Source organism: Pantoea vagans, from assembly GCF_004792415.1.
In the GTDB taxonomy this organism is placed as follows: domain Bacteria; phylum Pseudomonadota; class Gammaproteobacteria; order Enterobacterales; family Enterobacteriaceae; genus Pantoea; species Pantoea vagans.
Map to the genome: position 1 here is coordinate 1,509,124 of NZ_CP038853.1, position 23,237 is coordinate 1,532,360.

General features: G+C 55.8%; 20 protein-coding genes. 10 read left to right on the top strand and 10 right to left on the bottom strand.

The window, feature by feature from the left end; translation table 11 throughout:
• Positions 1 to 51: 51 nt before the first annotated feature.
• The 3 genes from EGO56_RS06995 to EGO56_RS07005 all read right to left on the bottom strand — a co-directional run bounded on the left by EGO56_RS06995 (position 52) and on the right by EGO56_RS07005 (position 2,993).
• The gene (locus EGO56_RS06995; RefSeq protein ID WP_135908194.1) at positions 52 to 882 is read right to left on the bottom strand and encodes a glycosyltransferase family 8 protein; all 831 of its coding nucleotides are present in this window, start codon (positions 880 to 882) and stop codon (positions 52 to 54) included.
• 12 nt (positions 883 to 894) lie between these two features.
• Positions 895 to 2,277 (bottom strand): D-arabinono-1,4-lactone oxidase, encoded by a 1,383-nt coding sequence (locus EGO56_RS07000; RefSeq protein WP_135908195.1) that lies wholly within the window; start codon positions 2,275 to 2,277, stop codon positions 895 to 897.
• A gap of 83 nt (positions 2,278 to 2,360) precedes the next feature.
• On the bottom strand, positions 2,361 to 2,993 hold the full coding sequence (locus EGO56_RS07005; protein ID WP_013358401.1) for a TetR/AcrR family transcriptional regulator: 633 nt from the start codon (positions 2,991 to 2,993) through the stop codon (positions 2,361 to 2,363).
• A 139-nt stretch (positions 2,994 to 3,132) separates the two neighbouring features.
• Here EGO56_RS07005 and EGO56_RS07010 point away from each other — a divergent pair, with 139 nt between their 5' ends.
• On the top strand, positions 3,133 to 3,672 hold the full coding sequence (locus EGO56_RS07010; protein ID WP_135908196.1) for a DUF2058 domain-containing protein: 540 nt from the start codon (positions 3,133 to 3,135) through the stop codon (positions 3,670 to 3,672).
• Positions 3,673 to 3,688: 16 nt separating this feature from the next.
• Here the strand turns inward: EGO56_RS07010 and EGO56_RS07015 are convergent, their stop codons facing one another.
• Positions 3,689 to 4,387, bottom strand: coding sequence for an RluA family pseudouridine synthase (locus tag EGO56_RS07015; protein ID WP_135908197.1), 699 nt, complete (start codon positions 4,385 to 4,387; stop codon positions 3,689 to 3,691).
• Between the two features lie 72 nt (positions 4,388 to 4,459).
• On the bottom strand, positions 4,460 to 4,594 hold the full coding sequence (locus tag EGO56_RS22590) for a hypothetical protein (protein ID WP_272949255.1): 135 nt from the start codon (positions 4,592 to 4,594) through the stop codon (positions 4,460 to 4,462).
• Positions 4,595 to 4,793: 199 nt separating this feature from the next.
• On the opposite strand from EGO56_RS22590, the gene EGO56_RS07020 reads away from it, so the two are divergent.
• Positions 4,794 to 5,054: a hypothetical protein gene (locus tag EGO56_RS07020; RefSeq protein WP_135908198.1), complete on the top strand. Its 261-nt coding sequence runs from the start codon at positions 4,794 to 4,796 to the stop codon at positions 5,052 to 5,054.
• Positions 5,055 to 5,392: 338 nt separating this feature from the next.
• Here EGO56_RS07020 and EGO56_RS07025 read toward each other — a convergent pair whose 3' ends face one another.
• On the bottom strand, positions 5,393 to 7,315 hold the full coding sequence (locus tag EGO56_RS07025) for a methyl-accepting chemotaxis protein (protein ID WP_135908199.1): 1,923 nt from the start codon (positions 7,313 to 7,315) through the stop codon (positions 5,393 to 5,395).
• 681 nt (positions 7,316 to 7,996) lie between these two features.
• Here EGO56_RS07025 and EGO56_RS07030 point away from each other — a divergent pair.
• The 4 genes from EGO56_RS07030 (at position 7,997) to EGO56_RS07050 (ending at position 13,201) form a co-directional block, all read left to right on the top strand.
• Entirely contained in the window at positions 7,997 to 8,893 is an 897-nt protein-coding gene (locus EGO56_RS07030) for an ABC transporter substrate-binding protein (protein WP_135908200.1), read from the top strand.
• Positions 8,890 to 9,813 (top strand): amino acid ABC transporter permease, encoded by a 924-nt coding sequence (locus tag EGO56_RS07035; RefSeq protein WP_013358396.1) that lies wholly within the window; start codon positions 8,890 to 8,892, stop codon positions 9,811 to 9,813. The genes EGO56_RS07030 and EGO56_RS07035 overlap by 4 nt, the downstream gene beginning before the upstream one ends.
• Positions 9,806 to 10,567 carry an amino acid ABC transporter ATP-binding protein gene (locus EGO56_RS07040; RefSeq protein ID WP_013358395.1) on the top strand — a complete coding sequence of 254 codons (762 nt, stop codon included), beginning with the start codon at positions 9,806 to 9,808 and terminating at the stop codon, positions 10,565 to 10,567. The genes EGO56_RS07035 and EGO56_RS07040 overlap by 8 nt, the downstream gene beginning before the upstream one ends.
• 348 nt (positions 10,568 to 10,915) lie before the next feature.
• Complete coding sequence (locus tag EGO56_RS07050) at positions 10,916 to 13,201, top strand: molybdopterin-dependent oxidoreductase (protein ID WP_135908202.1); 2,286 nt, start codon at positions 10,916 to 10,918, stop codon at positions 13,199 to 13,201.
• A 4-nt stretch (positions 13,202 to 13,205) separates the two neighbouring features.
• On the opposite strand, the gene EGO56_RS07055 is transcribed toward EGO56_RS07050, so the two are convergent.
• Genes EGO56_RS07055 through EGO56_RS07065 form a run of 3 tightly spaced genes read right to left on the bottom strand, consistent with a single transcriptional unit; the run spans position 13,206 to position 16,203 of the window.
• Positions 13,206 to 14,510 (bottom strand): MmgE/PrpD family protein, encoded by a 1,305-nt coding sequence (locus EGO56_RS07055; protein WP_135908203.1) that lies wholly within the window; start codon positions 14,508 to 14,510, stop codon positions 13,206 to 13,208.
• On the bottom strand, positions 14,507 to 15,661 hold the full coding sequence (locus tag EGO56_RS07060; RefSeq protein ID WP_135908204.1) for an amidohydrolase: 1,155 nt from the start codon (positions 15,659 to 15,661) through the stop codon (positions 14,507 to 14,509). Before EGO56_RS07060 ends, EGO56_RS07055 begins: the two co-directional genes overlap by 4 nt.
• Complete coding sequence (locus EGO56_RS07065; RefSeq protein ID WP_135908205.1) at positions 15,658 to 16,203, bottom strand: GNAT family N-acetyltransferase; 546 nt, start codon at positions 16,201 to 16,203, stop codon at positions 15,658 to 15,660. Before EGO56_RS07065 ends, EGO56_RS07060 begins: the two co-directional genes overlap by 4 nt.
• 256 nt (positions 16,204 to 16,459) lie before the next feature.
• On the opposite strand from EGO56_RS07065, the gene EGO56_RS07070 reads away from it, so the two are divergent.
• The 3 genes from EGO56_RS07070 (at position 16,460) to EGO56_RS22685 (ending at position 19,348) form a co-directional block, all read left to right on the top strand.
• A complete protein-coding gene (locus EGO56_RS07070; RefSeq protein ID WP_135908206.1) occupies positions 16,460 to 17,530 on the top strand; it encodes an iron-containing alcohol dehydrogenase family protein in 1,071 nt (356 codons plus the stop codon).
• Between the two features lie 45 nt (positions 17,531 to 17,575).
• Entirely contained in the window at positions 17,576 to 18,877 is a 1,302-nt protein-coding gene (locus EGO56_RS07075) for an LLM class flavin-dependent oxidoreductase (RefSeq protein WP_135908207.1), read from the top strand.
• Positions 18,878 to 19,180: 303 nt separating this feature from the next.
• A complete protein-coding gene (locus EGO56_RS22685) occupies positions 19,181 to 19,348 on the top strand; it encodes a hypothetical protein (protein ID WP_371876272.1) in 168 nt (55 codons plus the stop codon).
• A 153-nt stretch (positions 19,349 to 19,501) separates the two neighbouring features.
• Here EGO56_RS22685 and fhuE read toward each other — a convergent pair whose 3' ends face one another.
• Positions 19,502 to 21,664, bottom strand: coding sequence for a ferric-rhodotorulic acid/ferric-coprogen receptor FhuE (gene fhuE / locus EGO56_RS07085; RefSeq protein WP_135908209.1), 2,163 nt, complete (start codon positions 21,662 to 21,664; stop codon positions 19,502 to 19,504).
• Positions 21,665 to 22,089: 425 nt separating this feature from the next.
• On the opposite strand from fhuE, the gene EGO56_RS07090 reads away from it, so the two are divergent.
• The gene (locus EGO56_RS07090) at positions 22,090 to 23,178 is read left to right on the top strand and encodes a YncE family protein (protein ID WP_135908210.1); all 1,089 of its coding nucleotides are present in this window, start codon (positions 22,090 to 22,092) and stop codon (positions 23,176 to 23,178) included.
• Positions 23,179 to 23,237: the final 59 nt, after the last annotated feature.

Consider the following 23,237-nt stretch of genomic DNA (forward strand, 5'->3'; position numbering starts at 1 on the left):
CCGGGTTGAGTGAACAGGTGGGAAGGGCGGGAGTATCCCGCCCGTATACAGTCAGATCAAACCGCTTTTTTCCCACCACAGCTTATCCAGCGCATAGAAGCGATCGCGATCACTTTCGGGCTGGTTGAGATCGCGCTTCCACGGCTTCGCCAGAATATAGTGCAGATTCTTCACCTCATCACCCTGCCACAGCCCGCTGTGCTGGAACGGCAGCGTTTTTAACGCATTGTAGATATAAGAGAGCGGCTTCCAGCGTTCGGCGAACACTTCATTCAGCAGATCCTGCTCGGAGAAGGGATAGACGCTGAGATCATCAATCGCGGCAATGCGCTTCTCAAGCATATCGAACACCGCATTGTCAGGCTTCAGTACCAGAAAACCGCCGTTCAGGTAGTAGTCAACGCTCTCCGGAGCCTGCTCACCGCGTGCCTGCCAGGTATAGTGACACTGCTCTGGCTGCCACTCCGGCGGATAAGAGGCGATCTGGTTGGGATTACAGCGGCAGGCGTGACAGGCCGCCAGCGGATTATCGTCCAGATCCAGGGTAAATAGCTCATCCATGTTCTGCAAGACCAGCATATCGGCATCCAGAAACACTACGCGCTCATAATCGGTGAGCTGCCAGGCACGCAGCTTGGTCCAGACCTCGCCAAACTGCGCCGAAGCGTAATGCTGAGCCAGATCGGCGCGCGGATAGAGTGGGTCGACCGGTTTAATCACACAGCCTTCATCCTGCAAAATCTGACAGTCAGCGTCAGAAATAGCTGGCGTAGTCATCACTACCAGCGGCCACTGGCTGTGGCTCTCCTGCAGCGAACGGTGTAGCGCTTTGACGCCCACCAGATAGTCGGGTTGTGTTAACAGTGTTACCCAGGCAAACATAGCGTTCCTCAATCAGTCAAAAAGTGGCGTGATGTAGTCGTTCCCCAACCGGCCCTGCGGGTCGAGCTGGTGGCGCAGCGCGCGGAAGGCGTCCCACTGCGGATAGATCTCACGCCAGTTGTAGCGTTCTTCATCGTAATACTTGCCCCAGTGCGGGCGTCCGCCCTCTTCGGCCAGCAGTTTTTCCACTTCGGTCAGGAAGTGCAGGCCTTCCTGTGACAGCGAGCCATCGTCGGCGTAATAGACTACAAAGCCGAAGAAGCAGGTTGGCTGGTCAGCGGCCGGACTGAGCCAGGCTGAGGACGCGCCGGTGCAGCGCAGGATAATCGGGTAGTGCATATGCGGACGGTTCTCCGCATACCACGCCTTAATCCGGCGGATGATGGCCGGGGTTTTTGCCAGCGGCACGCCGATTTCCACATTAATCTGTGGCACCGCAATGCCGCGACAGAAGAGCTGGTAGATGTCACCGGTAACATCGGTGAAGTCGCGAAAGCGGGTGACGGTACGAAACTGCTTGCCGCCTTTGCCCTGAATCTGCGTGTCGCGGTGCATGTGCGCCAGCGTCTGGTCGATAGTGTCATTGAGACTGTCGTCAGCTTCACCCTCATGTTCCACCACCTGACGCCCCTGTGCGTCGTAACGCTGGCGCTCCTCGTCACTCGCCTCATGGGCGTTCCAGACGTGCATCAGGTTGTCATCAACAAACCACCAGGCTTTGCTCAGCGGATAGTCGTTGTTCCAGCGCAGCAGATCCTCTTCCAGCGTATCGGCAGAAACAGCATTTTTGTGGCAGGTGAAGATCTTAAACGGCTGGGTACGCAGGGTGACGGTGGTAACAATGCCCAGCGCGCCCAGAGAGACCTGCGCCGCCGGAAAGTCAGCGTCGCCGCGGACAAACTCACGCACGCTGCCGTCGGCCAGCACCATGCGTATCGCCAGCGCTTCATCGGCAATCGAACTCTGCTGCAAACCCTGACCGTGCGTGCCGGTCGCCATTGCGCCCGCCAGCGTCTGAATCGCAATCACGCCTGGCGATGAGGCCAGCATGCGGTTCATTTCAGTCAGGCGGTGATAAACCTGTTCAAGCGGCGTTGCGCCACCGAAGGTCACGCTCTGTTCATCACTGGCGATCTGGCCGCTCAGGGCACTGAGATCAAGCAGCACATCGTCGTCACCGACATGCAGCATCCGGCCCGGTGAGAGCTTGCTGCCGATCACCCGAATCTGCCCGCGTGACTCCCGGATAATTTTCTGTAGTTCCGCTTCGCTGGCGGGACGCTGAACCTGCTGACGGCTCCCGATCTGCGCGTTCTGTGCCCAGTTCCACAGCGCATCATCATCGGGTTCAATATGGGTCTCGCGAAGCGGATAGAGGCGTGCATCTCTGCTCACAACAGCATTCCTTATTATTGCATTTTAATGGCAAGTTAAACTAAGCGTAGACCATTACTAAGCGGAGCCCGGCAAGCGGGCATTTATTTGCGGATGTAGCGTAACGTTGCAGTAACAGCGAGCTGCCGATTGCGGCGGATACTCTCGGCTTCACTGTTGTCAGGACTGAACAGGGCGTTGAAGGTGTAGCGGTTTGAGACGTGATGAACGCAGATACTGCTGATCAGGCGATGAACATCGATGGTCTGTACATCGCCAGTAAATACCCCCTGCTGCTGACCGCGCGCCAGGATGTCATCCAGCAGATCCAGCGCGCTGCGGTTCAGCGCTTTAATCTGCGGCGACTGGGTGATGTAGCGACCGCGCAGCAGGTTCTCACTGCAGACCAGCCGGATAAAATCGGGATGCTCAACATGGTAATCAAAGCTGGCTTCCACCAGCCGGGTCATGGCCAGTTCCGGCGCCATCGACGCCAGGTTCAGGCCGGTTTCATGCTGACGTATCTGCTGATAAACCCGCTCAAGCACGGCGATATAAAGCTGCTCTTTACTGCCAAAGTGATAGACCACCATGCGTTTCGTGGTTTGCGCATGCTCAGCAATCTGCTCCAGTCTGGCACCCTGCATACCAAATTCAGCGAAGGTTTTCAGTGCGCCTGCGATGATGCGTTTTTTCAGCCCTTCAGGGTCATTTTTACGTTTTGTTAGCTCTGACATGGTGCTCAATAAGGTGATTTTGACCGGGGAATGTTAGCACAGTGTTGAGGCGTAACCCGCAATCGCGGCGTCAGCCTGGCACAGCCCGAAAGATTACAGGTATAATCCCGGACAAAATTTCACAGGTTCAGAGACGACAATGACAAAACTCACCTTGCAAGAGCAGATGCTGAAAGCGGGCTTAGTATCCAGCAAAAAAATGGATAAGGTTCAGCGTACCGCGAAGAAATCCCGGGTTCAGGCGCGCGAAGCCAGAGCGGCGGTAGAGGACAACAAAAAAGCGCAGCTTGAGCGGGATAAGCAGCTGAACGAACAGCAGAAGCTGGCTGTGCTGTCGAAAGAGTACAAAGCGCAGGTCAAGCAGCTGATTGAAATGAACAAAATTGACGTGGCGCGAGGCGACATCAGCTTTAACTTTACCGACAACAACCTGATTAAAAAAATCATGGTGGATAAGCTGACGCAGACGCAGCTGATCAATGGTCGTCTCGCCATTGCCCGCCTGACTGCTGACAAAAGTGGCGAGAGCCAGTACGCCATCATCCCGGCCAGCGTGGCGGATAAAATTGCCCAGCGTGATGCCAGCGCCATCGTCTTAAACAGCGCGCTGAGCGAAGAAGCACAGGACGAAGATGATCCCTATGCAGATTTCAAAGTGCCGGATGATCTGATGTGGTAATTGTCTGCTGATGCAGTCAGAAGGGGCTGGCGGCAGAGAGAGACAGCGTCTCGCCGCTGACAGGATGAACTAACGTTAATCCGCTGGCGTGAAGCATCAGCCTCTCTGTCTGCTCAGTGCCTGGCAGCATCAACCCGCCGTAAAGATCACAGCCCAGAATCGGGTGACCCAGTTGCTGACAGTGAATGCGCAGCTGATGGGTGCGTCCGGTTTCTGGGGTCAGCTCAACCCGCGTAACCGGCAATTCTTTTCCCTCTTTTCCCCGGTAATAACTGCGTTCAGTGACCCGATAGCGTGAGCGTGCGGGCTTACCCTGAGCGGCGCATATCACCATCCGGGGAAACAGCGCCGGATCTTTGGCTATCGCGGCGTCAATCACGCCTTCATCATCGGCAAGGTGTCCGCACAGCAGTGCCTGATAGGTTTTGCTCACCGTGCGCTGGCTGAACTGCTGACAAAGTGCGGCATTAATGGCTTTGTTACGTGCCACCACCATCAGCCCGGAGGTGCCAAAATCGAGCCGATGAACCAGCGTGCAGCCTGGAAAACGTTTTACCAGCCGATGATGTACTGAATCGAGGTTTTGCGGATTTTTACCTGACAGGCTCAGAAGCCCGGTGGGTTTGTTGATCACCAGCATATGATCGTCCTGAAACAGGAGAGTGATCTCATCAAAACAGGGTGGGGCGATAAACGTATCGATAATGGCAGACATCGGGCAACCGGCAGCAGAATGGCAGGGGATCATAACCGATTGCCGGTGCACTGACGACGCCGGACTTAACCCTTATTCTTCCGTAACCGTTTCACCGCTTTGAGCGGAAAGCGACAAGCTGGCCTGATGCGTGCCGAATCCACCATGGGCAGCAAACACCAGGTAGACCGTTGCGGCTAACAACGTGAGAAGAACAGAGAGTTTCATAGGTGCATCCGTTGCTGATAAGGCCAGCCAGTCTGGCAGGATGAACGGCAGAGACAAACAGAACAATCCGGAAAAAAACATAAAGTGTATTCGATCAGCAGGTTGCGCGATTTTCAGTGATTTATTCGGGCAGGTCTTGCTTTTACGACTACAGTCTCTGGTGAGGTTGTCATCAATTCGTACTAATGGAGGATTTTCTGTGTTAATTCAAAACGACGAGAAAGGCCACGTCATTATTGGCGAAGCGGCACTTAGCCTTGCCCTGGGTGAGAAAGAAATCAGTATCGCAACACTCTTTACTCAGCTGGGATACATGGCGAAATCTGAAAGCAACGCTGAACGACTGACGCAAATCGCTGAAGCCAGAAACTGGTTAAGCAGTTTTAAGTCACCGGAAGTTGCCCAAAAGCAGGTGCCGTACCTGCAGACACTTGCAGGCCTGAACGAAGAACTGAACTAGCAGTAACTGAACTGACGCCAGTGGACGTAGTCCGGCTCCGGCCGGAAAACGACGAAGCGGACGACCTCATCGGTTGCGCGAAAGCGTATACCGGCCGGAGAAACTGTCATGGACGACACTTCTCCTGCCACCGCGATTCGATACCCATCTTAAAAGCCTTCTAAGCCACAACCCTGCCGGACCCGAAACAATAACAGACCCGGGCGAATAGGCTCCCGTACCTGCTTTTTCTGTGATTACTCTGATGCCTTGTCTGTGGCGGATGTGTACTTCAGCCAGCCTCATTAAATCAGGCTGGCTGTATCCGCATGACGCTTAACTCAAAGCAGCGCGGTGTATCAGAAGCTTTCCCAGCTGGATTCTGTTGATGCTTTAACCGGCATCGCGGGCACTAAACGCGGTGCCAGGGCAGGTGCAGGCCGGCTGGTGCTGTTTTGCCCGGCTGATAAGCGGAACACCGCCACCGTTTTTTCCAGATCGTCCGCCTGCGCTTCCAGGGAACTGGCTGCGGCAGAAGACTCTTCAACCAGCGCGGCGTTCTGCTGCGTGGTGGTATCCATTTCGGCCATTGCTGTCGCAATCTGGGAAATACCGCGATTCTGCTCGTCGGATGCGGCAGCAATCTCACCCATGATGTCTTTGACCTGACTGACCGAGCGGACGATATCATCCATGGTGCTACCCGCGCGTTCTACAAACTCCGAACCATCATGAACCCGATCCAGTGACTCGCGAATCAGTGTTTCAATCTCTTTGGCCGCCAGCGAACTGCGCTGGGCCAGATTTCTGACTTCCCCGGCCACCACCGCAAAGCCGCGACCCTGTTCACCGGCGCGAGCCGCTTCAACTGCGGCATTTAATGCCAGAATATTGGTCTGGAAGGAGATGCTGTTGATGACGTGAATGATTTCGCCGATTTTGCCTGAACTCTGGCTGATGTTGTTCATGGTGACGATAACGTCACGGATAATTTCACCACCGCGTCCGGCATTCACCGACGCATCGGTTGCCAGCTGGCTCGCATGGTGAGCATTTTCCGCATTCTGTTTCACCGTAGATGAGAGCTCTTCCATGCTGGCAGCCGTCTGAACCACGGCGGCAGACTGCTGTTCGGTGCGGGAGGAAAGGTCGGTATTACCTGCTGCAATCTCCGCCGAGGCGCGCGCCACACTGCTGACGCCATCGCGCACATTGGTAATGATATTCTGCAGGCTGAGATTCATTGCATCGACGGCCTGCATCAGCTGGCCCAGCTCGTCACCCCGGGTGGTATTCAGTGAGGTGGTTAAATCACCGCTGGCAATACGCTGCGCTGTATTCAGCGTCTCTTTCAATGGCAGCGTAATGTTGCGGGTAATCCGCCAGGCAATCAGCAGGCTCAGGACGACACAGATCAGCGCAGCAAAGGCGATGCGCCACTCTGCCTGTTTGATAAATTCAGCCGACAGACGGGACTGGAAGGCAAAGGTATCAGAAACGGCCGCATTGAGCCGCTCTGCGGCTGCGGTCAGGCCCGCAGATTCGCTCTTTTCTTTCTCTGAAGCATCAACATACTGCGTCAAAGCCTGACGCTGCTGCGCAAGGGTAGTGATGACATTTTGCGTAACGGCATTGATCGCTGGCTGATTAAAACTGTCCAGTTGCTCACTCAGCGTGTTAATGGCGGTGTACTCCTCAATAACCGCATCTCTGCTGGCTGCTGTGGGCTTATCAAGAAACGCTTTTTCAATATTTGAGGCATCGAACAGCGCGGCGGCCAGTTTCATGACCGGCAGCGCGGCGTCGGGCGCCATAGCCATATCGAGTAATTCAGACTGATGAGCCAGACCGATCAGCGCGCCCGGTTTAATGGCAGCAAAGGCGGCAGATGTTACCTCCGCAGATGCCACAAACTTCTGGCGCTGACTCTGATAATCATTAAGTAACTGGCCCATCAGCGTGATTTTTTGCTGACCTTCATCATCCCATTTAAATCCACTCAGTCGTTGATAAAGGGTATCCAGCTCCTTAAGTGCCTGAACGTTCTTCGCGGCAAATTCAGGATTTTTGGTGTACTGGTAAAGCGTGCGATTAAGACGTGCCTTGCTTAACGTATTGACCATTTCCACGGTTGTCGTGCGGCGTGCAGAGTTGTCTTTAATACTGCGGAAACAGTCAAAAGCGATAAAGGTTATGGCGAGAGACGCCGCGATGACGACGATAAAACCGACGCCAAGTTTTTTCCCGATTTTAATACTGGAAATGCGTTGAGCAAGGCCCATGAGGTTCACCTTTATTGAGGTTCAAAAGCAGACAAAAGAAATTCAAATAATTTATTCCTGATCTTTTTATCGTCAGCTTCTGATAATACTTTAAAGCTATTTATTATTTATTCAGTAATCTTACTAATTAGAACTCCATTGTTTTGCGATGTAATTATCTGCCTGCTAATTGATATATTTTATATTTAAATGATTGATTGATATGGATTATTTAAAAAAATGGTTAGCATGCGAGAGGCTTTACAGTACCTGAATAAATATTTATTGATTTTGATCAATTAAATGACTGATGAAAATTCGCCTGAAAATACTCAGGTGATTTTAAAGATAAACTTATCAATAAAATGACACTTTCAGAGGCTGTTCGGCCGTTAACGAACCGCTGCGGAAACTACTATTATTTCGCCAGCGCCAGCAGACCTGCCCCATGTTCTTGCTCTGCAACATCTCACTCCCCCGATTAAAAAGCGGAGAAACCTCTTCATTGCCATATTCCGGCTAAATAATCCCGGTTTTAGCATTTGTGATCGCCGTCGGTCTTCACTGAGAATGACAACAGAACGTTACGAGGATGATAAAAGCACTGAAGCCCGCTGCTTCTCTGGCTTCCGGTGCTGACAACAGATCGCGATAACTTTTCCCTCTGGGGGGAACATTTTAACTATCAGGAGAAAGGTTCCAGTGAAATATATAAAAGGAATGACCCTTTTTGCCCTCGCGCTTAGTGCGCACGCCAGTTTTGCAGCCGAACCTTCAGTGCCTGCTGAAAGCAGCTTACATGTCAAAGCCGATCCGGCGCTGAAAAGCCTGATACCCGCGGATATCCTTAAGCGTGGCTATATTGTGGCGGGTACTAACCCGAACACGCCGCCCACCACCTTCTATAAAGAAGACAACAAAACGTTGGCTGGTCGTGAAATCGACATCATGAATGCGGTCGGCGAGCGTCTGGGCATCACCGTTCAGTGGCGCGACACCGGCGGCTTCGACAATATTATTCCCGGCCTGAAGACCGGACGTTACGACGTGGCGCTGTCAAACATCAATGCCACGCCGACCCGTCTGAAACAGATCGACTTTGTCGGTTATTACAACGCCAGCCTGCTGGGCATTATTTCCCGCAAAGACGCTGATATCCCGCCCTTTAAATCCCTCAGCGATGTGTGTGGCAAAGAGGTGGGCGCCGGCTCCGGTACGACTCAGGTGACGCGGCTGGAAGAGGCCAGCAAAGCCTGTGAAGCCGCCGGTAAGCAGCCCATCAAGGTAGCGATATTCCCGGATCGTCCGGCGGGCGTGCAGGCTGTAGTCAGCGGTCGCGTTCCCTTGTTCCTCGGTCCTTATGAAGGGCTGTTGTGGCAGACCAAAGTGATCAAACCGCTGACCATGAGCGGTGAAATCACCGTGAATGATGCACCGGTCTCTGTCGCTTTCCCGAAAGACTCGCCGCTGGAGCCAGCCGTACAGGCGGCACTGAATTCGTTAATCAAAGATGGCAGCTACCGGAAAATCCTCGATAACTGGGGAATCGGTTTTGGTGCCGTGACCGAAGCCCGACGCAACGAAGAGATCTTTAAATGAGAGAAACTCCGGACCACACCGACGACCTGAAAATCGTCGGTAAACGCTACTACGGTCGCTGGCTGAGTGCGCTGGTGGTGCTGTTATGCGTGGTGGCGATGGCGCATTCGATGATTAACAATCCGCGCTTTGAATGGCAGGTGATTGCAGAGAACTTCACTGCGCCCTCCATTCTGCAGGGTGTGTTAATGACGCTGCAGCTCACGGCCATCTCGGTGGTGCTGGGATTCGCTTTTGGCACGGTGCTGGCACTGATGCGCCTCTCTTCTAACCCGGTGCTGGTGGCGGTGAGCTGGGCTTACACCTGGTTTTTCCGCGGAGTGCCGATGCTGGTGCAGCTGTTTCTCTGGTACAACATCGCCGCGCTCTATCCCCGCATCGCGCTGTCGATTCCGGGATTGGGCGAACTCTGGAGCGCGCAGTCCAATGCGCTGGTGAGTCCGTTTAGCGCGGCGGTGATCGCGCTGGTGATGCATCAGTCTGCCTATGCCGCAGAAATTGTGCGTGCTGGTATCCAGAGTGTGGGCAATGGACAGATTGAAGCGGCTCGCGCCCTGGGATATCGCCCGGCGCAGATTTTCCGTCACACCGTTTTACCGCAGGCGATGCGCGCCATTATGCCGCCAGCGGGCAATGAGATTATCGGCCAGCTAAAAACCACCGCAGTGGTGTCGGTGATCTCTCTGCAGGATGTGCTGTTTTCGGCGCAGATTATTTATCAGCGCACCTATGAAGTGATCCCGCTGCTGCTGGTCGCAACCTTGTGGTATCTGCTGATGACCTCTGTGCTCTCTGTCGGCCAGTACTATGTCGAGCGCTACTTTGGTCGCGGTGTGACGCGGCGAGAAAAGCGCAGCCTGCTGTCATCACTCCCGCGCTTTTCACTGCCGAAAACGCAAAGGAGCGTGAGCAATGGCTGAAGCAATCGCACTGCGCAAAGTCACCAAGCGCTTCTCCGGTGTCACCATTCTCGACGAGGTTAATCTCGATATTCCTGCCGGATCGGTGACCGTAATTCTGGGGCCATCGGGTTCCGGTAAATCCACGCTGCTGCGCTGTATTAATCATCTTGAAAAGCTGGATGGCGGCACGATCCGCATCGGCGGCCAGATGGTGGGATACCGGCAAAAAGGCCAGGCGCTGCACGAACTCAGCAGCAGTGCTATTGCCCGCCAGCGGGCGGAAATTGGCATGGTTTTTCAGCAGTTCAACCTGTTTCCGCACCGCACTGTGCTACAGAACATTACGGATGCGCCGATGCGGGTGAAAAAGCAGAGCCGTCATCAGGCCACGACCAAAGCGCTGGCGCTGCTGAAGCAGGTGGGGCTGTCAGGCCGCGAAGATGAGTGGCCGCAGAACCTCTCCGGTGGTCAGCAGCAGCGGGTGGCAATTGCCCGCGCGCTGGCGATGGATCCCGGCGTCATGCTGTTTGATGAACCGACCTCGGCACTTGACCCTGAGCTGGTAGGGGAAGTGCTGCAGGTGATTAAGCAGCTGGCGCACTCCGGTATCACCATGGTGGTGGTCACGCATGAGATCGGCTTTGCCCGCGAAGTTGCCGACAACATCGTATTTATGGAGAGCGGCAGAATTGTGGCAGCGGGTCCGACGCAGCAGGTCCTCGACGATCCGGACAACGGGCGTGTCAGAAACTTTATTGCAACGGTGCTTTAGGCGCAGTTTCAGACTGCTGACAAACCCAAATCAGGGTGAGTCTGGCAGCAATGAATAAGCTCAATGCGCAGGGAACACGGTCAGAGGAGGAAAGCGTCCCGCGCCACGGACAAAAACGCCGGGAGCGTTTTTGAACAACGCAATGCGTTGGCCCGGTTACGGGCGCACCTCAGGGATGAGGTGCGTAATCGCGCGGGCCGAGCGGGCCATGGATGGCGGTTTTTGCGTCTTTCCGATCTGACCGTGTTCCCTTCGCTGGCTCGCACTTACCGCTACCGGGCCGGACTTTATCAACAATCTCCAACGGTGCTCTGAGCACCGTTTCTTTTTTGGTAATCAGGAATCAGCATGACCCAGAAACCGGTAATGCACAGCGCCCACTGGGGCGCTTTTCACGTCCAGCACAGGGACGATCAACTGCTGATTGAGCCGTTCCACCGCGATCCCGATCCCAGCCCGCTGTTGCAAAACTTCCGTCATGCACTCAATCATCCGGCGCGTGTCGCGCAGCCGATGATACGGCGTGGCTGGCTGGAAAACGGGCCAGGCCCGGATCAGCGTCGTGGTGCTGATGAGTATGTCGCGGTCAGTTGGGAAGAGGCCAGTCAGCGGGTGGCGCAGGAACTCAAGCGGGTTAGTGAAGCATACGGCCCGGAAGGCATCTTTGGCGGATCGTACGGCTGGTCAAGCGCAGGCCGTTTTCATCATGCGCAAAGCCAGGTGCACCGATTTCTGAACACCACGCTGGGCGGTTATGTCCGTTCGGTCAACAGCTACAGTTCCGGCGCGGCATCTGTCCTGCTGCCACACATTGTCGGTGACATGAACGAGATCGCCCGACGCGGCGTGAGCTGGGAGGAAATCGCCGCGCACAGCGAGGTGGTGCTGGCGTTTGGCGGCCTGGCGCTGAAAAATGCGCAGGTGGCCAGCGGCGGCCTGAGCGAACACACCGAGCGCGGTTTTATGCAGCGAGCGGCACAGCGCGGAACGCGGTTTATCTCAGTGAGCCCGCTGAAAAGCGATCTGCCTGAGGAGGCGCAGGGCGAGTGGCTGGCGCTGCGGCCCGGCACGGATGCGGCGTTTATGCTGGGTCTGCTGGCGGTGCTGATTACAGAAAAGTTAACCGACGAGGCGTTTCTGGCGCGTTACTGTGTCGGCTGGCCACAGATGGTCGCTTACATTCGCGGTGAAGAGGATGGCATAGTCCGTGACGCGCACTGGGCGGCTGAAATCTGCGGCGTCAGCAGCGATCTGATCGGCCAGTTTGCACGGCAGCTGCACGGTAAGCGTGTACTGGTGACTGTGGCTCATGCTTTGCAGCGTGCCGAGCATGGCGAACAGCCGGTGTGGCTCGGCCTGGTGCTGGCGGCGGCGCTCGGACAGCCTGGACTGCCCGGCGGTGGATATACCTATGCACTGGGTGCGCTGGGCCATTATGGCAAGCATCATAATCTGGTCAGCTTTCCGGCCCTGCCGCAGGGTAAAAATAGCATTGACCGCTTTATTCCGGTGGCGCGTATCGCCGATATGCTGCTCAATCCCGGCACAAAGTTTGACTACAATGGCCGCCAGCTGACCTATCCCCACATCCGTCTGGCTTACTGGGCGGGAGGCAATCCGTTTCACCATCATCAGGATCTGGCGCGGCTGCGTCAGGCTTTCTGCCAGCTGGATACGCTGATCGTGCATGAAAGCGCCTGGACCGCCACGGCGCGTCATGCGGATATTGTTCTGCCCGCCACCATGACGCTGGAGCGCGAGGATATCGGCGGTGCGCCGACCGATCGCCATTTAATCGCCATGCAGCCGGTGGCTGAACCTTACGCCCAGGCCCGGGATGATTATACGATTTTTCGTGACCTGGCCCGGCGGCTGGGCAGGGAAGCGGCATTCAGCGAAGGGCGTGATGCGCGTGGCTGGCTGCAGCATCTTTACGGTCAGCTGCAGGAAAAACTGGCCGCTCATCAGGTGCAGACACCCGATTTCAGTCAGTTCTGGCAGCAGGGCGTGCTGGAGCTGCCGCAGTTAAAGAATGGCGGCCGGATGATCAATGCGTTTCGCGCCGACCCCGACGCCGCGCCACTGCCAACGCCAGGCGGAAAAATTGAGATTTTCTCTGCTACTATCGCCAGCTTTGGCTATGAAAATTGTCCCGGCCATCCGGTATGGCGTGAACCGCAGCAAAAACCCAGCGCCGACTATCCGTTCTGGCTGATTGCCAATCAGCCCGCGACGCGTCTGCACAGCCAGCTCGATTTTGGTGATTACAGCCAGCGCAGCAAGCGGGGCGGGCGCGAAGTCTGTAGCCTGAACCGGGACGATGCGGCCGCACAGGCAATCGCGGATGGCGACATCATCGAACTCTTTAACGCGCGCGGCCATGTGCTCGCCAGCGCGCGTCTCACCGACACCATCATGCCTGGCGTGGTTCAGCTGCCAACCGGCGCCTGGTACGATCCGGTCGAGCCTGCTGCCGCCCGTCCGTTATGCCGCCACGGTAATCCCAATGTGCTGACCATGGATATCGGCACTTCGTCGCTGACGCAGGGCTGCAGCGGCCAGATTACGGTAGTGCAGGTGCGGAAATTTGCCGGTGAGGTTACGCCGGTTCAGGCCTTCGTTCCGCCGCGTTAAGCCACTATCGGGTCAGCGCCCCGGTCAGCCTCTGCAACTCTGCCGTGGAATGCAGCGCAGTGGCAGAAAGCAGTTCTGGCGACGCGTCACCCAGCGCCTGATGAAGCTTACTGCTGACATTCACGCCCTCCGCCAGCGATTGCTGGCGCGTACGGCGCTGATGCAGCGTTGTGCCATCCGCGAGCGTCAGCGTGACGACGTGAAAGCGCAGCGCGGGATTGAGCGCATCGGGCGGCGCACTCTGATCCGGCGTCCGTCGCACACGGGCAGCCAGCGGCATAACCTGATGATTGAGATCGCCTTCTGCAAAATCCTGCAGGCGCAAATCGCCATAAATCAGCATGGCGGAAATCACATATTCCAGGCTGAAGCGTGCTTCAATACCGTTAACCGGCACCCGTATCGAGGCGGCGATGTCACCGCCTGGCGGGAAGGCGACGGTGATATCAACAATCTGGCTCAGCAGCGCATCCAGCGGTTTACCCGCCGCCAGCCACTGCTGGCGCAGGATGCGGGCCGCTTCTGCCGCACTATGCGTACCGGCGCAGGTCGGGAAGGGTTTGAATTCCAGTCCCGGCGTGCTGATACGCCACGGGCTGCCCCAGTTTTCCAGCAATTTCTCCGGCTGTGCCTGGTCCGCGCTGCTGGCGGCAACAAAGGCTTCAATGACCCCCTGCTGGCGGCCATCGATTCCGGCCAGGGTCAGCTGAGCCGCTGTCACGGCCCGTTCGGCGGCAAAGCCCGCGTGCAGCGGTTTTACCGCTGAACCAAACTGGGCGCGTAAACCGCTGGCCTGGGTCGCCGCAATCCCCAGCAGGGTGGCCGCGGCATCACTCTTCATCCCCAGCAGACGCGCCAGTGCGGCCGCCGCCGCAAGGGTCCCCAGCGTCGCCGTGTTGTGATAGCCCAGTGCGTAATGTTGCTGGCTGACCGCCAGTCCCAGACGACCGGCCATCTCTACCCCCGTGACGTAAGCATCCAGAAACTGCTCCAGGCTTCCGGGCTGAACCCGTTGCCAGGCGAAAAGTGCAGGCAGGATCACCACGCTGGGATGACCGCGAAAATCGGCATGAAAGTCGTCGTAGTCCAGCGCATGTCCTGCATAGCCCAGCAGCAGCGCCTGTGAACGCACGCTGCCATCGCTGTAGAGGGTGCGCAGAGCCGGTAAGCCGCTATCCGGTACCGTGCCCTGCAGCACCGGCCAGCTCACCGCCAGAAAATCCCGGATGCCTTCGCGCGCGTGCTCACGTGCCGGGGCATCCGGCTGGCCGCTGAGAATCGCATCCGCCAGCGCGGCAGTCAGGCTCATTGTGGTCGCTCCGGAGAAAGGAGTGCCGCCCGTGCCAGGTCGGCCAGATAGCGCGCCGTTGGCAGCAGCACCTCATCATTGATGCGAAAAGCAGGGTGATGCAGCGCATAGGGTTCACCGGTGCCCACCATCACAAAGGCACCGGGCAACTGTTGCTGATAGAAAGCAAAATCTTCACCAATCGGACTTGCCTCGACCACGCGTGCTTCCAGTCCGCTGTTCTCAGCCTGCTGCAAAGCAAAGTCCGCCCAGTGCGCATCATTTACTACCGATGGCGGCCCGGCGTGCCAGGTAAAGCTCACCTGCGCATCAAAGGCTGCCGCGATGCCCGCCACAATCGCCCGGAAGCGCTGCTCAAGACGCTGGCGGGTGGATGATGAAAACGAGCGCACCGTGCCCTCCAGCCATGCACTGTCCGGGATGACGTTCCAGGTGCTGCCGCTGTGGATCTGGGTGATAGAGACCACCGCGTTATCGGCAGAAGGGGCATTGCGGCTGATCAGCGTCTGCGCCGCCGAGACAATCTGTGCCGCGATGACAATCGGATCGTTGCCCTGATCGGGTTTGGCGGCATGGCTGCCGATACCGGTAATCGCAATTTCAAAACGGTCGACGGCGGCAGTGAGCGGCCCGGCTCTGGAACCGATGACGCCAGCAGGCAGTGAAGGATCGTTGTGGATACCGAAAATCGTCAGCGCGTCAGTCAATGCGCCGCTGGCAATCACCTCTGGCGCACCCTGGCCGGTCTCTTCTGCGGCCTGAAACAGAATCCGTACCCGGCCTGGCAGGTTCGCTTCCTGCTGCTTTAACAGGATCGCCGCGCCCAGTGCCGCTGCGCTGTGAAAATCATGACCGCAGGCGTGCATCACGCCCGGACGCTGCGAGCGAAAGCTGACGCCAGACTGCTCTTCAATCGGAAGCGCGTCGATATCGGCCCGCAGTATAATCAGCGGCCCCGCTGATGCCCCGATTTCCGCCACCAGGCCGGTTTTCAGCGGCAGATCGAGAATGCGTATCTGATGCTGTTCCAGCTGATCGCGCAGTCGGCGCGTGGTCTCAAACTCCTGATTCGACAGCTCCGGGAACTGATGCAGTTCGTGACGGAAGGCGATCAGCGGTTCGCCTAATGTCGGGGGGATAGTGATGCTCATTGTGGGTTTCCTTGTGCTGCTGTCTGGCGGCTCAGCCAGGCATCGTGTGCCACCGGGTCCAGTACTTTCTTCATATAGAGGGTGATATGACCCTTGCCGAGGTCGCGGGTATGCATTGGCAGGAAGCCGCGCTTCAGGTACATCGCCTGCAGCCAGGGGTGACTGGTGGCCGTTCCCAGCGAGACCGCAGGAGCACGCAGCTGACCGATCAGAATCGCCTGTTCGACCCGTTCCAGCACCTGACGACCAAACTGCTGGCCGGGATAGTCAGGGTGCGCGCCGAACCAGCCAATATGCGGCAGACCAAACGGGCCGGGCAGCGGCCCCCAGGGATAGCGGACGGTCACTGACGAGACCATCTTCTCATCAGCATAGAGCGCATACACCCCGTGGCTCTGCAGGTGGCGCAGAGCCATAGCGCGGTCTGCGGTGGCGGCATCAAACTTAATGCCCAGCGCTTTCACCGGCGCATAAGCCGCATGCATCAGCGCCAGATAAACATCTGTTTCGTCTTCTCTGACCTGACGAAAATCGAGTTGCATATTCTTTCCCGGAACACTGCCTGATAAGCAGTGAATTAATTCAGCCAGAGGGGCAGGTTAACAGTAAAAAGCCGGGTCGCTATATGTGAAAAATAACTAACCTCATGCAGATTTGTGAATAAACAATGGCCGGTTTTCAATTGCTTAAATTGCTGGTTGTCGTAGTATTTAAATAAAGAAATAACACTACCCTCTCGTTAATAAATAAATGTAATTAAAGCCTTTTTGGCCTAATTCTTATAATCAGGATGCCGCTGTGTTAGCGATTACTTCTCCGCGAGCCTATGCACATGAGGCGGGCCTGCGTGCACGCGTCGGTGAGTTTATTAAACCCTACGCCAGCCATATCCGGATATTGACCTCGCCGCACGCGTGGCAGGCGGTTAATCCGGAATTAAGCCAGAGTCTTGAGGCATCGGGCATTCACTGGCAGCTGGATTATTTAGCGGGTGAATGTACTGAAGAGGCGATTGCCCGCGTAAAACAGCAAACCGAACAGCAGGGCGCAGAGTTGCTGCTGGCGATTGGCGGTGGACGGGTGCTGGATGCTGCCAAAGCCGCCGCCAGCCAGTTACCGGCACTTACGCTGGTTAACTTTGCTACTCAGGCAGCGACCTGTGCCGCCTGGTCACCGATTGCCATCATCTATAACGAAGCGGGCGGGCATCAGCGCAGCCAGCCTCTGGGCAAAATGCCGGAACTGTTGCTGGTGGACAGTGAGGTCATTGCCCGAAGCGACGTGCGCTTTCTGAAAGCGGGCATTGTGGATGCGTTGGCAAAATATTACGAATTCCGCCCTTACCAGCGACATAACCCCGACGATCTGGCGCTGGATTTAAAGGTGATGACCGCGCGGCAGGCGGCAGATGTGTTTCAGCAATATGGCGAGGCCGCGATAGCCGCCTGCCAGCAGCAGCGGGTCACACCCGAACTGGTCAAAGTCATCGATGCCAGTATCGTGCTGGCCGGGCTGGCGAACAGCGTGCGCGACGCGCTGCCGACGCCAGGGCTGGCGCATGCCATCCATAATCGTCTGACCCACCAGCCGGAACTCCATCACTGGCTGCACGGCGAAAAAGTGGGCTTCAGCCTGCTGGTGCAGTCGCTGATTGAGCATGGCGGGGAGCCGGATGCTGAACTGCTGGCGCTGCTGCGCTATTACGGCATGCCACTCAAGCTTCCTGCATTGCCGGGCGATCGTGACACCGCGCTGCGCAACATTGCGCAGCAGATTAAATTTCCCAAAGCCTGCGCAGAACGCCTGCCGTTTACCGTCTCTGCCAGCACGCTGGAACAGGCACTGCTGGCGACCGACACCCTTCTTTAAGCGCGCTGCGGCGTGCTTTTTCATCTTTCAGACCAGGAATCGTTTATGAACTCTGCAACTTCACCACGTCGCCTGCGGCTCGGCCTGTTTGTTCAACCTGTGGGTCAGCACGTCAGTGGCTGGCGTCTGACCGAACAACTGGGCGATCCCACCGATATTGACTGGCTGATCGCCCTGGCGAAAAAAGCCGAAGCGGGTAAGTTCGACCTCTTCTTTGTGGGTGATGCTCTGGCAACCAGCATGTATCGTCTGCCGTCCACCATGGCCCGTCTTGAACCCCTGACGATGCTGGCGGCGCTGGCAGTCAATACCCGGCGCATTGGCCTGGCCGCGACCGCCTCCACCACCTTCAGCGATCCCTTTACGCTGGCGCGCAGCTTCTCATCGCTGGATCACATCAGCCGGGGCCGTGCCGCGTGGAACGTCGTCACCTCGTTTTCCACAGACGTTGCGCGTAACTTCAGCCGCAGCGACATGCCCGATCATGCTTCACGCTACGCCCGTGCGCGTGAGTTCCTCGAGGTGGCCTGTAAACTGTGGGCGGGCTGGGAAGAGGGCGCCGTGCAGCCGGATAAAGCGACCGGAAACTATTTTGTTGATGAGAAGATCCAGCCGATTAATCATCAGGGTGAACATTTTCAGGTGCAGGGTCCACTGAATATCACCCGTTCGCCGCAGGGCCGTCCGGTGATTATCGAAGCGGGTTCTTCAGCGGATGGTCAGAAGCTGGCGGCGGAGACGGCGGAAGTGATCTTTACCGCCTCTGCCAGTCTGGAAGAAGCGCAATCTTTCTATCGCGCGCAGAAGGCGCAGGTGGTGGCTGCCGGACGCAACCCGGATCAGGTGGTGATCATGCCTGGCGTCATGCCGATTATTGGCCGCACGCGCGAAGACGCTAAGGCACTGTGGAAAGAGCTGAATACGCTGGTGGATATTGAGAATGGGCTGCGTCAGCTCTCACTGCGGTTCAGCATGGATCTCAGTCAGTATCCGCTGGATGGCTCGGTGCCGGAGGTGCCGCTGGGCGAAGGGAACCAGAGCCGCGTTAAGCTGATGACCGATATGGCAAAACGCGAAAACCTGACGCTGCGCGAACTGGCCGCCGTCGCCGCCGGTTCACGCGGACACCGCGTGATTGTCGGTACGGCTGAAGATATCGCCGATGACTTCCAGCTGTGGCTGGAGCAGGGTGGTGCGGATGGCTTCAACATCATGCCCGCCATCATGCCGGAACAGCTCGATCTGTTTGTGGAACTGGTGATCCCGGAACTGCGTCGTCGCGGGCTGTTTCGTGAGGAGTATGAGTTTGCCACGCTGCGGGAGAATCTGGGGCTGGATGTGATATAAGAGCCGCGCTCACTCTCATCGCGTGGAATGTTGTCGCCTGTACCGCACGGAGTCTGCCAGAAGATGACGTGCGGTTAGTTTAACCAGCACGAAATCTGTATCGTGCCCCATGCTTTACCAAAACCGTTTTGCAAATCACTGACTGCCCGATATAACAGACATTCACTCTACTGACCGCGAGCTCACTGAATGTCAGACTACAGATTCTATTCCAGAGGCAAACACACCGTTGCATTGAAAAGATCAGACGTAAACCGGGCTTCAGATCTGACAGAGCAGGGGTATAAAAAAGAGTTTGAGGAAGTGCGTGCATCAGATGAAACAGAGGCGCTGGCACGCTTCGCGGATATCCGCAGGAACCAGCGTATCGACCAGCACAACTTTCTGGCGGGCGCAGCGACCATGCCGCTGATTGGTGTGTTAACCGCGGTGGTTGCTTTTGTTTTCTGGCGTAATAAATCGATAAAATAAGCCAGCTACAATTCAGACATATTCACGTATGACTCTTTTCATTAACCCTTTTAAAAGGATAGTCAGCTGCACAGGAGTCACCGCCCTCGTTGCTGAAAAACAAAAAAGCCCGCGATATTCATCGCGGGCTTTTTGATATCTCTGGCAGGCCATTCAGAACTGATACGAAACGCTGACGTTCACATTACGTGGCTCACCGTATACGTAACTGTTCATATAGCTGTAATACTCGCGGTCGAAGAGGTTATCGACGTTGGCCTGCACCGCGACCTGCTTATTCACCTGATAGCGGGCAAACAACGACGCCAGGGGATAACTGCCCTGATAAACCCGTACGCTGTCGCCGCTGGCATTAGTGACATCTTTAAATACCCGGTTCTGCCAGTTGATGCCGCCGCCGACAGTCAGGTCGGTGATTGCGGCCAGTTGATAACGGGTAAAAAGCTTAAATGAGGTTTGTGGCTGATAGCTGTTAAAGCGGCCACTCTGGTCACGTGCCACATAGCGGGTTGCGCCAAAGGTAAGTTGCAGATTATCAGTCAGCGCACCATTTAGTTCGAACTCAGCACCTTTACTCACAGCACCTTTGGCTGCAACATAGGCCTGCTCACTGCCACTCAGGTAGACGCCATCCAGCGCCTGACCGACGTTATCCTGCTCGATGCGGAAAATCGCCACGCTGGCCGTCAGCAGCCCATCGTTCCATGCCGATTTCAGACCGGTTTCGTAGCTTTTCCCGGTGACAGGCGAGAGATAACTGCCATGAGTATCACGATAGGTCTGCGGCAGGAAAATGGCGGTGTAACTGCCATAGGCGGACCAGGTGTCATCGATGTCATAGACCAGCCCGGCGTAAGGCGTGGTGTTGTTTTTGGTCATCTCTCCGCTGCTGCCGTTCGTGCTCCACTGGGTATAGCGTGCGCCAACGATCAGTGACAGCGGATCGGCCAGCGAAAGACGTGCAGCACTGTACACCGATTTCTGACGAACCGTGTCATCATCGTTGAGATACCAGCCCTGCCACTCAGGCTCCGCGACGTTACCGCTCCAGTGATTATTGAAAATACCCATATCAGCAGTGGCGATCTCACGAGCCTCTGCATCGCTGAAACCATCCTGACTGTAAGCGGCATTATGCTGGCGACTGTAGCTCGCACCCGCCATTAACAGGTGCTGACGGCCCAGTAAGTCAAACGGTCCGCTGGCGAAACCATCAATGGAATCCATTTTACGCTTGCCGCGATCCATGCTGCCGTAGCCGGTGGTGCCTTCACCGCTCTCCTGATCGGGATTGCCCATCACATAGAGCAGCTTATCGCTAAAGGTGTTTTCGGCGTGCGTGCCGTTGATATGAATATTCCAGCCGTTATCAAAGTTATGCTCGATGTCCGCAAAGACTTTGCGCGAGTTAGTGTTGTAACGTGTCCAGTTGGCTGACGAATTCAGGCTGCGATCGTAATGTGTGGTGGCGTTGTTGCTGTAAAACATCGGCAGGCCACCCCAGGTCGGATTGCCGGTATTGTTATCTTCATAGTCGTAACCCAGTGACAGCGTGGTCTTCTCAGAGAGATCGGCATCCATCACACCGTAGATAAATTTTTGGGTTTTCTGATAGCGGTCCAGCCAGTTCTGCTGATCGGTATAACCGGTTACTACACGCCCACGCAGACTGCCGTCGCCGTTTAGCGGAGAGGAGAGATCCGCCACATACCGCTGTTTGTTCCAGCTGCCATAGCTGGCGCTCAGCGTACCGGTGGCGGTTTTGCTGTCGGCATGTTTACGCACCATGTTAATTGAGGCTGAAGGGCTGCCCGCGCCGGTCATCAGCCCGGTTGCTCCGCGCACGATTTCAATGCGGTCATAGATAGCCGTGTCAGACGCCGCATCGCCGTAATTCCATGTATCGTTAACCGACGTCGGAATATCATCGAACGTGAAGTTGCTGACCTTAAAGCCGCGTGAATAGTATTCGGAGCGTTCACTGTCGATCAGATTGGTGGAGATACCGGTGGCGTTAGTCAGCACATCGTTGACCGATTGCAGATCCTGATCCTGCATCCGCTGTTGTGTCACCACGCTAAGGGATTGCGGCACATCGCGTGGTGTCAGCATTAGTTTAGTGCCCGCGCGGGTGGTCTGGACTGCGTAATTCTGCTTTTCACTTTCACTGTTATCGGCGGGCGTCGCGCTGACTACCATATCCTGCGATGTTTCCGCTGCCGCCAGAGCGGGGTTGAGAAGGGCATGCACCGTCAGTGCCAGTAATGAAACGCTGAAAACGTTTTTAAAATCTGATTCCCTGCCACTACGAGCCATAAATTTTCCATTAAATGTTGGTATTGCGTTAAGTCATTACGCTTTGATCGTTATATTTCTCAGCCCATCACAGGAAGAGAGACGCTGAATCCATTTTGAGAATGCCAATGATAATCATTTGCTTTATAAATTCCCTGTAAGATTCAACTGAAGATGTAACATTGTATTAATTTCAAATAAATCAGATAAATAAGCGAGATAAAAGCCTCATACTTGCTGGCGTTTACATTATTCTGGCGCTGAAAAAGGGCGAATTGACCCTAATAAAAAGCGGAAGTTGAAGGTTTATGGCGTGAGAACGCACTGGAGCGCTACAGGAATCTGAGCCGTAGTTTGCTTAGCGACTGTTAATGAGTATGATTCGCATTCTTTATTCTGGCCGATCAGAATGGCCCGGCACCCTTTATTCCCTGATGGAGTTCTGCATGAAATCGTTAAGCCCGCGCAAAGCCGCTGTTGCCATGGCTGCCGCCGCTGCCATTAGCCTGACAGCGTGTCAGGCACCTGCTAGAAAAGTTGATGCGCCTGCTGCAGAAGCCTCTAAACCAGTCGACAGCGCGGTAACGCAGCGCGCCCTGGGGGATGGTCTGTATGAAATGGCTTATTCTCCTGCAGCAAAAGCGTTATTTGTTGCCAGTGCGCAGGCGTTTAAGGATGTGAACGGCGGCATGATCTACCGTCTTGACCCCGCCACACTAACTACTCAGGGTGAAACACATACCGACATGAAAAATTTCGGCACCGCTATCAATGAAGCGGGTGAGGTCTTCTACACTACCAACTCGCTGGATGGCGCGATTTCAAAAGTGGATGCCCAGAGCGGCAAAGTGCTTCAGCGTCTGGTGTTCCCCGGCAAAATCAGTAAAGAGGGCTATCCGGCTGGTGCGCGTGAAGTCCTGTGGCATGGCAACGAACTTTATGTAGGCCGTGTAGCCGATCCGGGCTATATCTCCGTGGTAGATACCCGCACCTTTAAGCTTAAAACCGAAATTAAAAATGCCGGTAAATGGGTGACCGGTATCATTTACTCGCCGCTGACTGAGCGCATTTATGCGGCCAATGGCTCGGGTGAAATCCTGGTGATCAATCCGCGCAGCCACAAAATTGAGAAGCGCTGGACGGCAGGCGATGGCAAAGCGTACCTGTTCCTGAACATGGCGGAAGATCCAGCAACCGGTCGCCTGTTTGTGACCGACGATTCCCAGGGCAAAGTCACGCTGATATTTGATGAGCGCACCGGAAAGGTCATCAAACGTATCGAAGGGGATGCGCTGGGCATTAAGTTCAACGCTAAGCGCAATGAGCTTTACATCAGCCAGCGCGAATCGAAGAAAGTGCTGCAACTGGATGCCACGACCTATGCGGTGAAAAACAGCTGGTCGTTCGAAAAAAATCCCAACAGCCTGCTGATAGGTCCGGATAACAATACCCTTTTTGTCACCCTTAAAGCGGAATTTAACAAAGATTCTTCCACGAAGGGCACTGACGAAATTGTTCGTATCGTGTTGCCATAAGCACGCGCCAGGCGTTACCTCTTAGCGTTTAGCCGCTAGCCTTCTTAAAGCCCACTCAG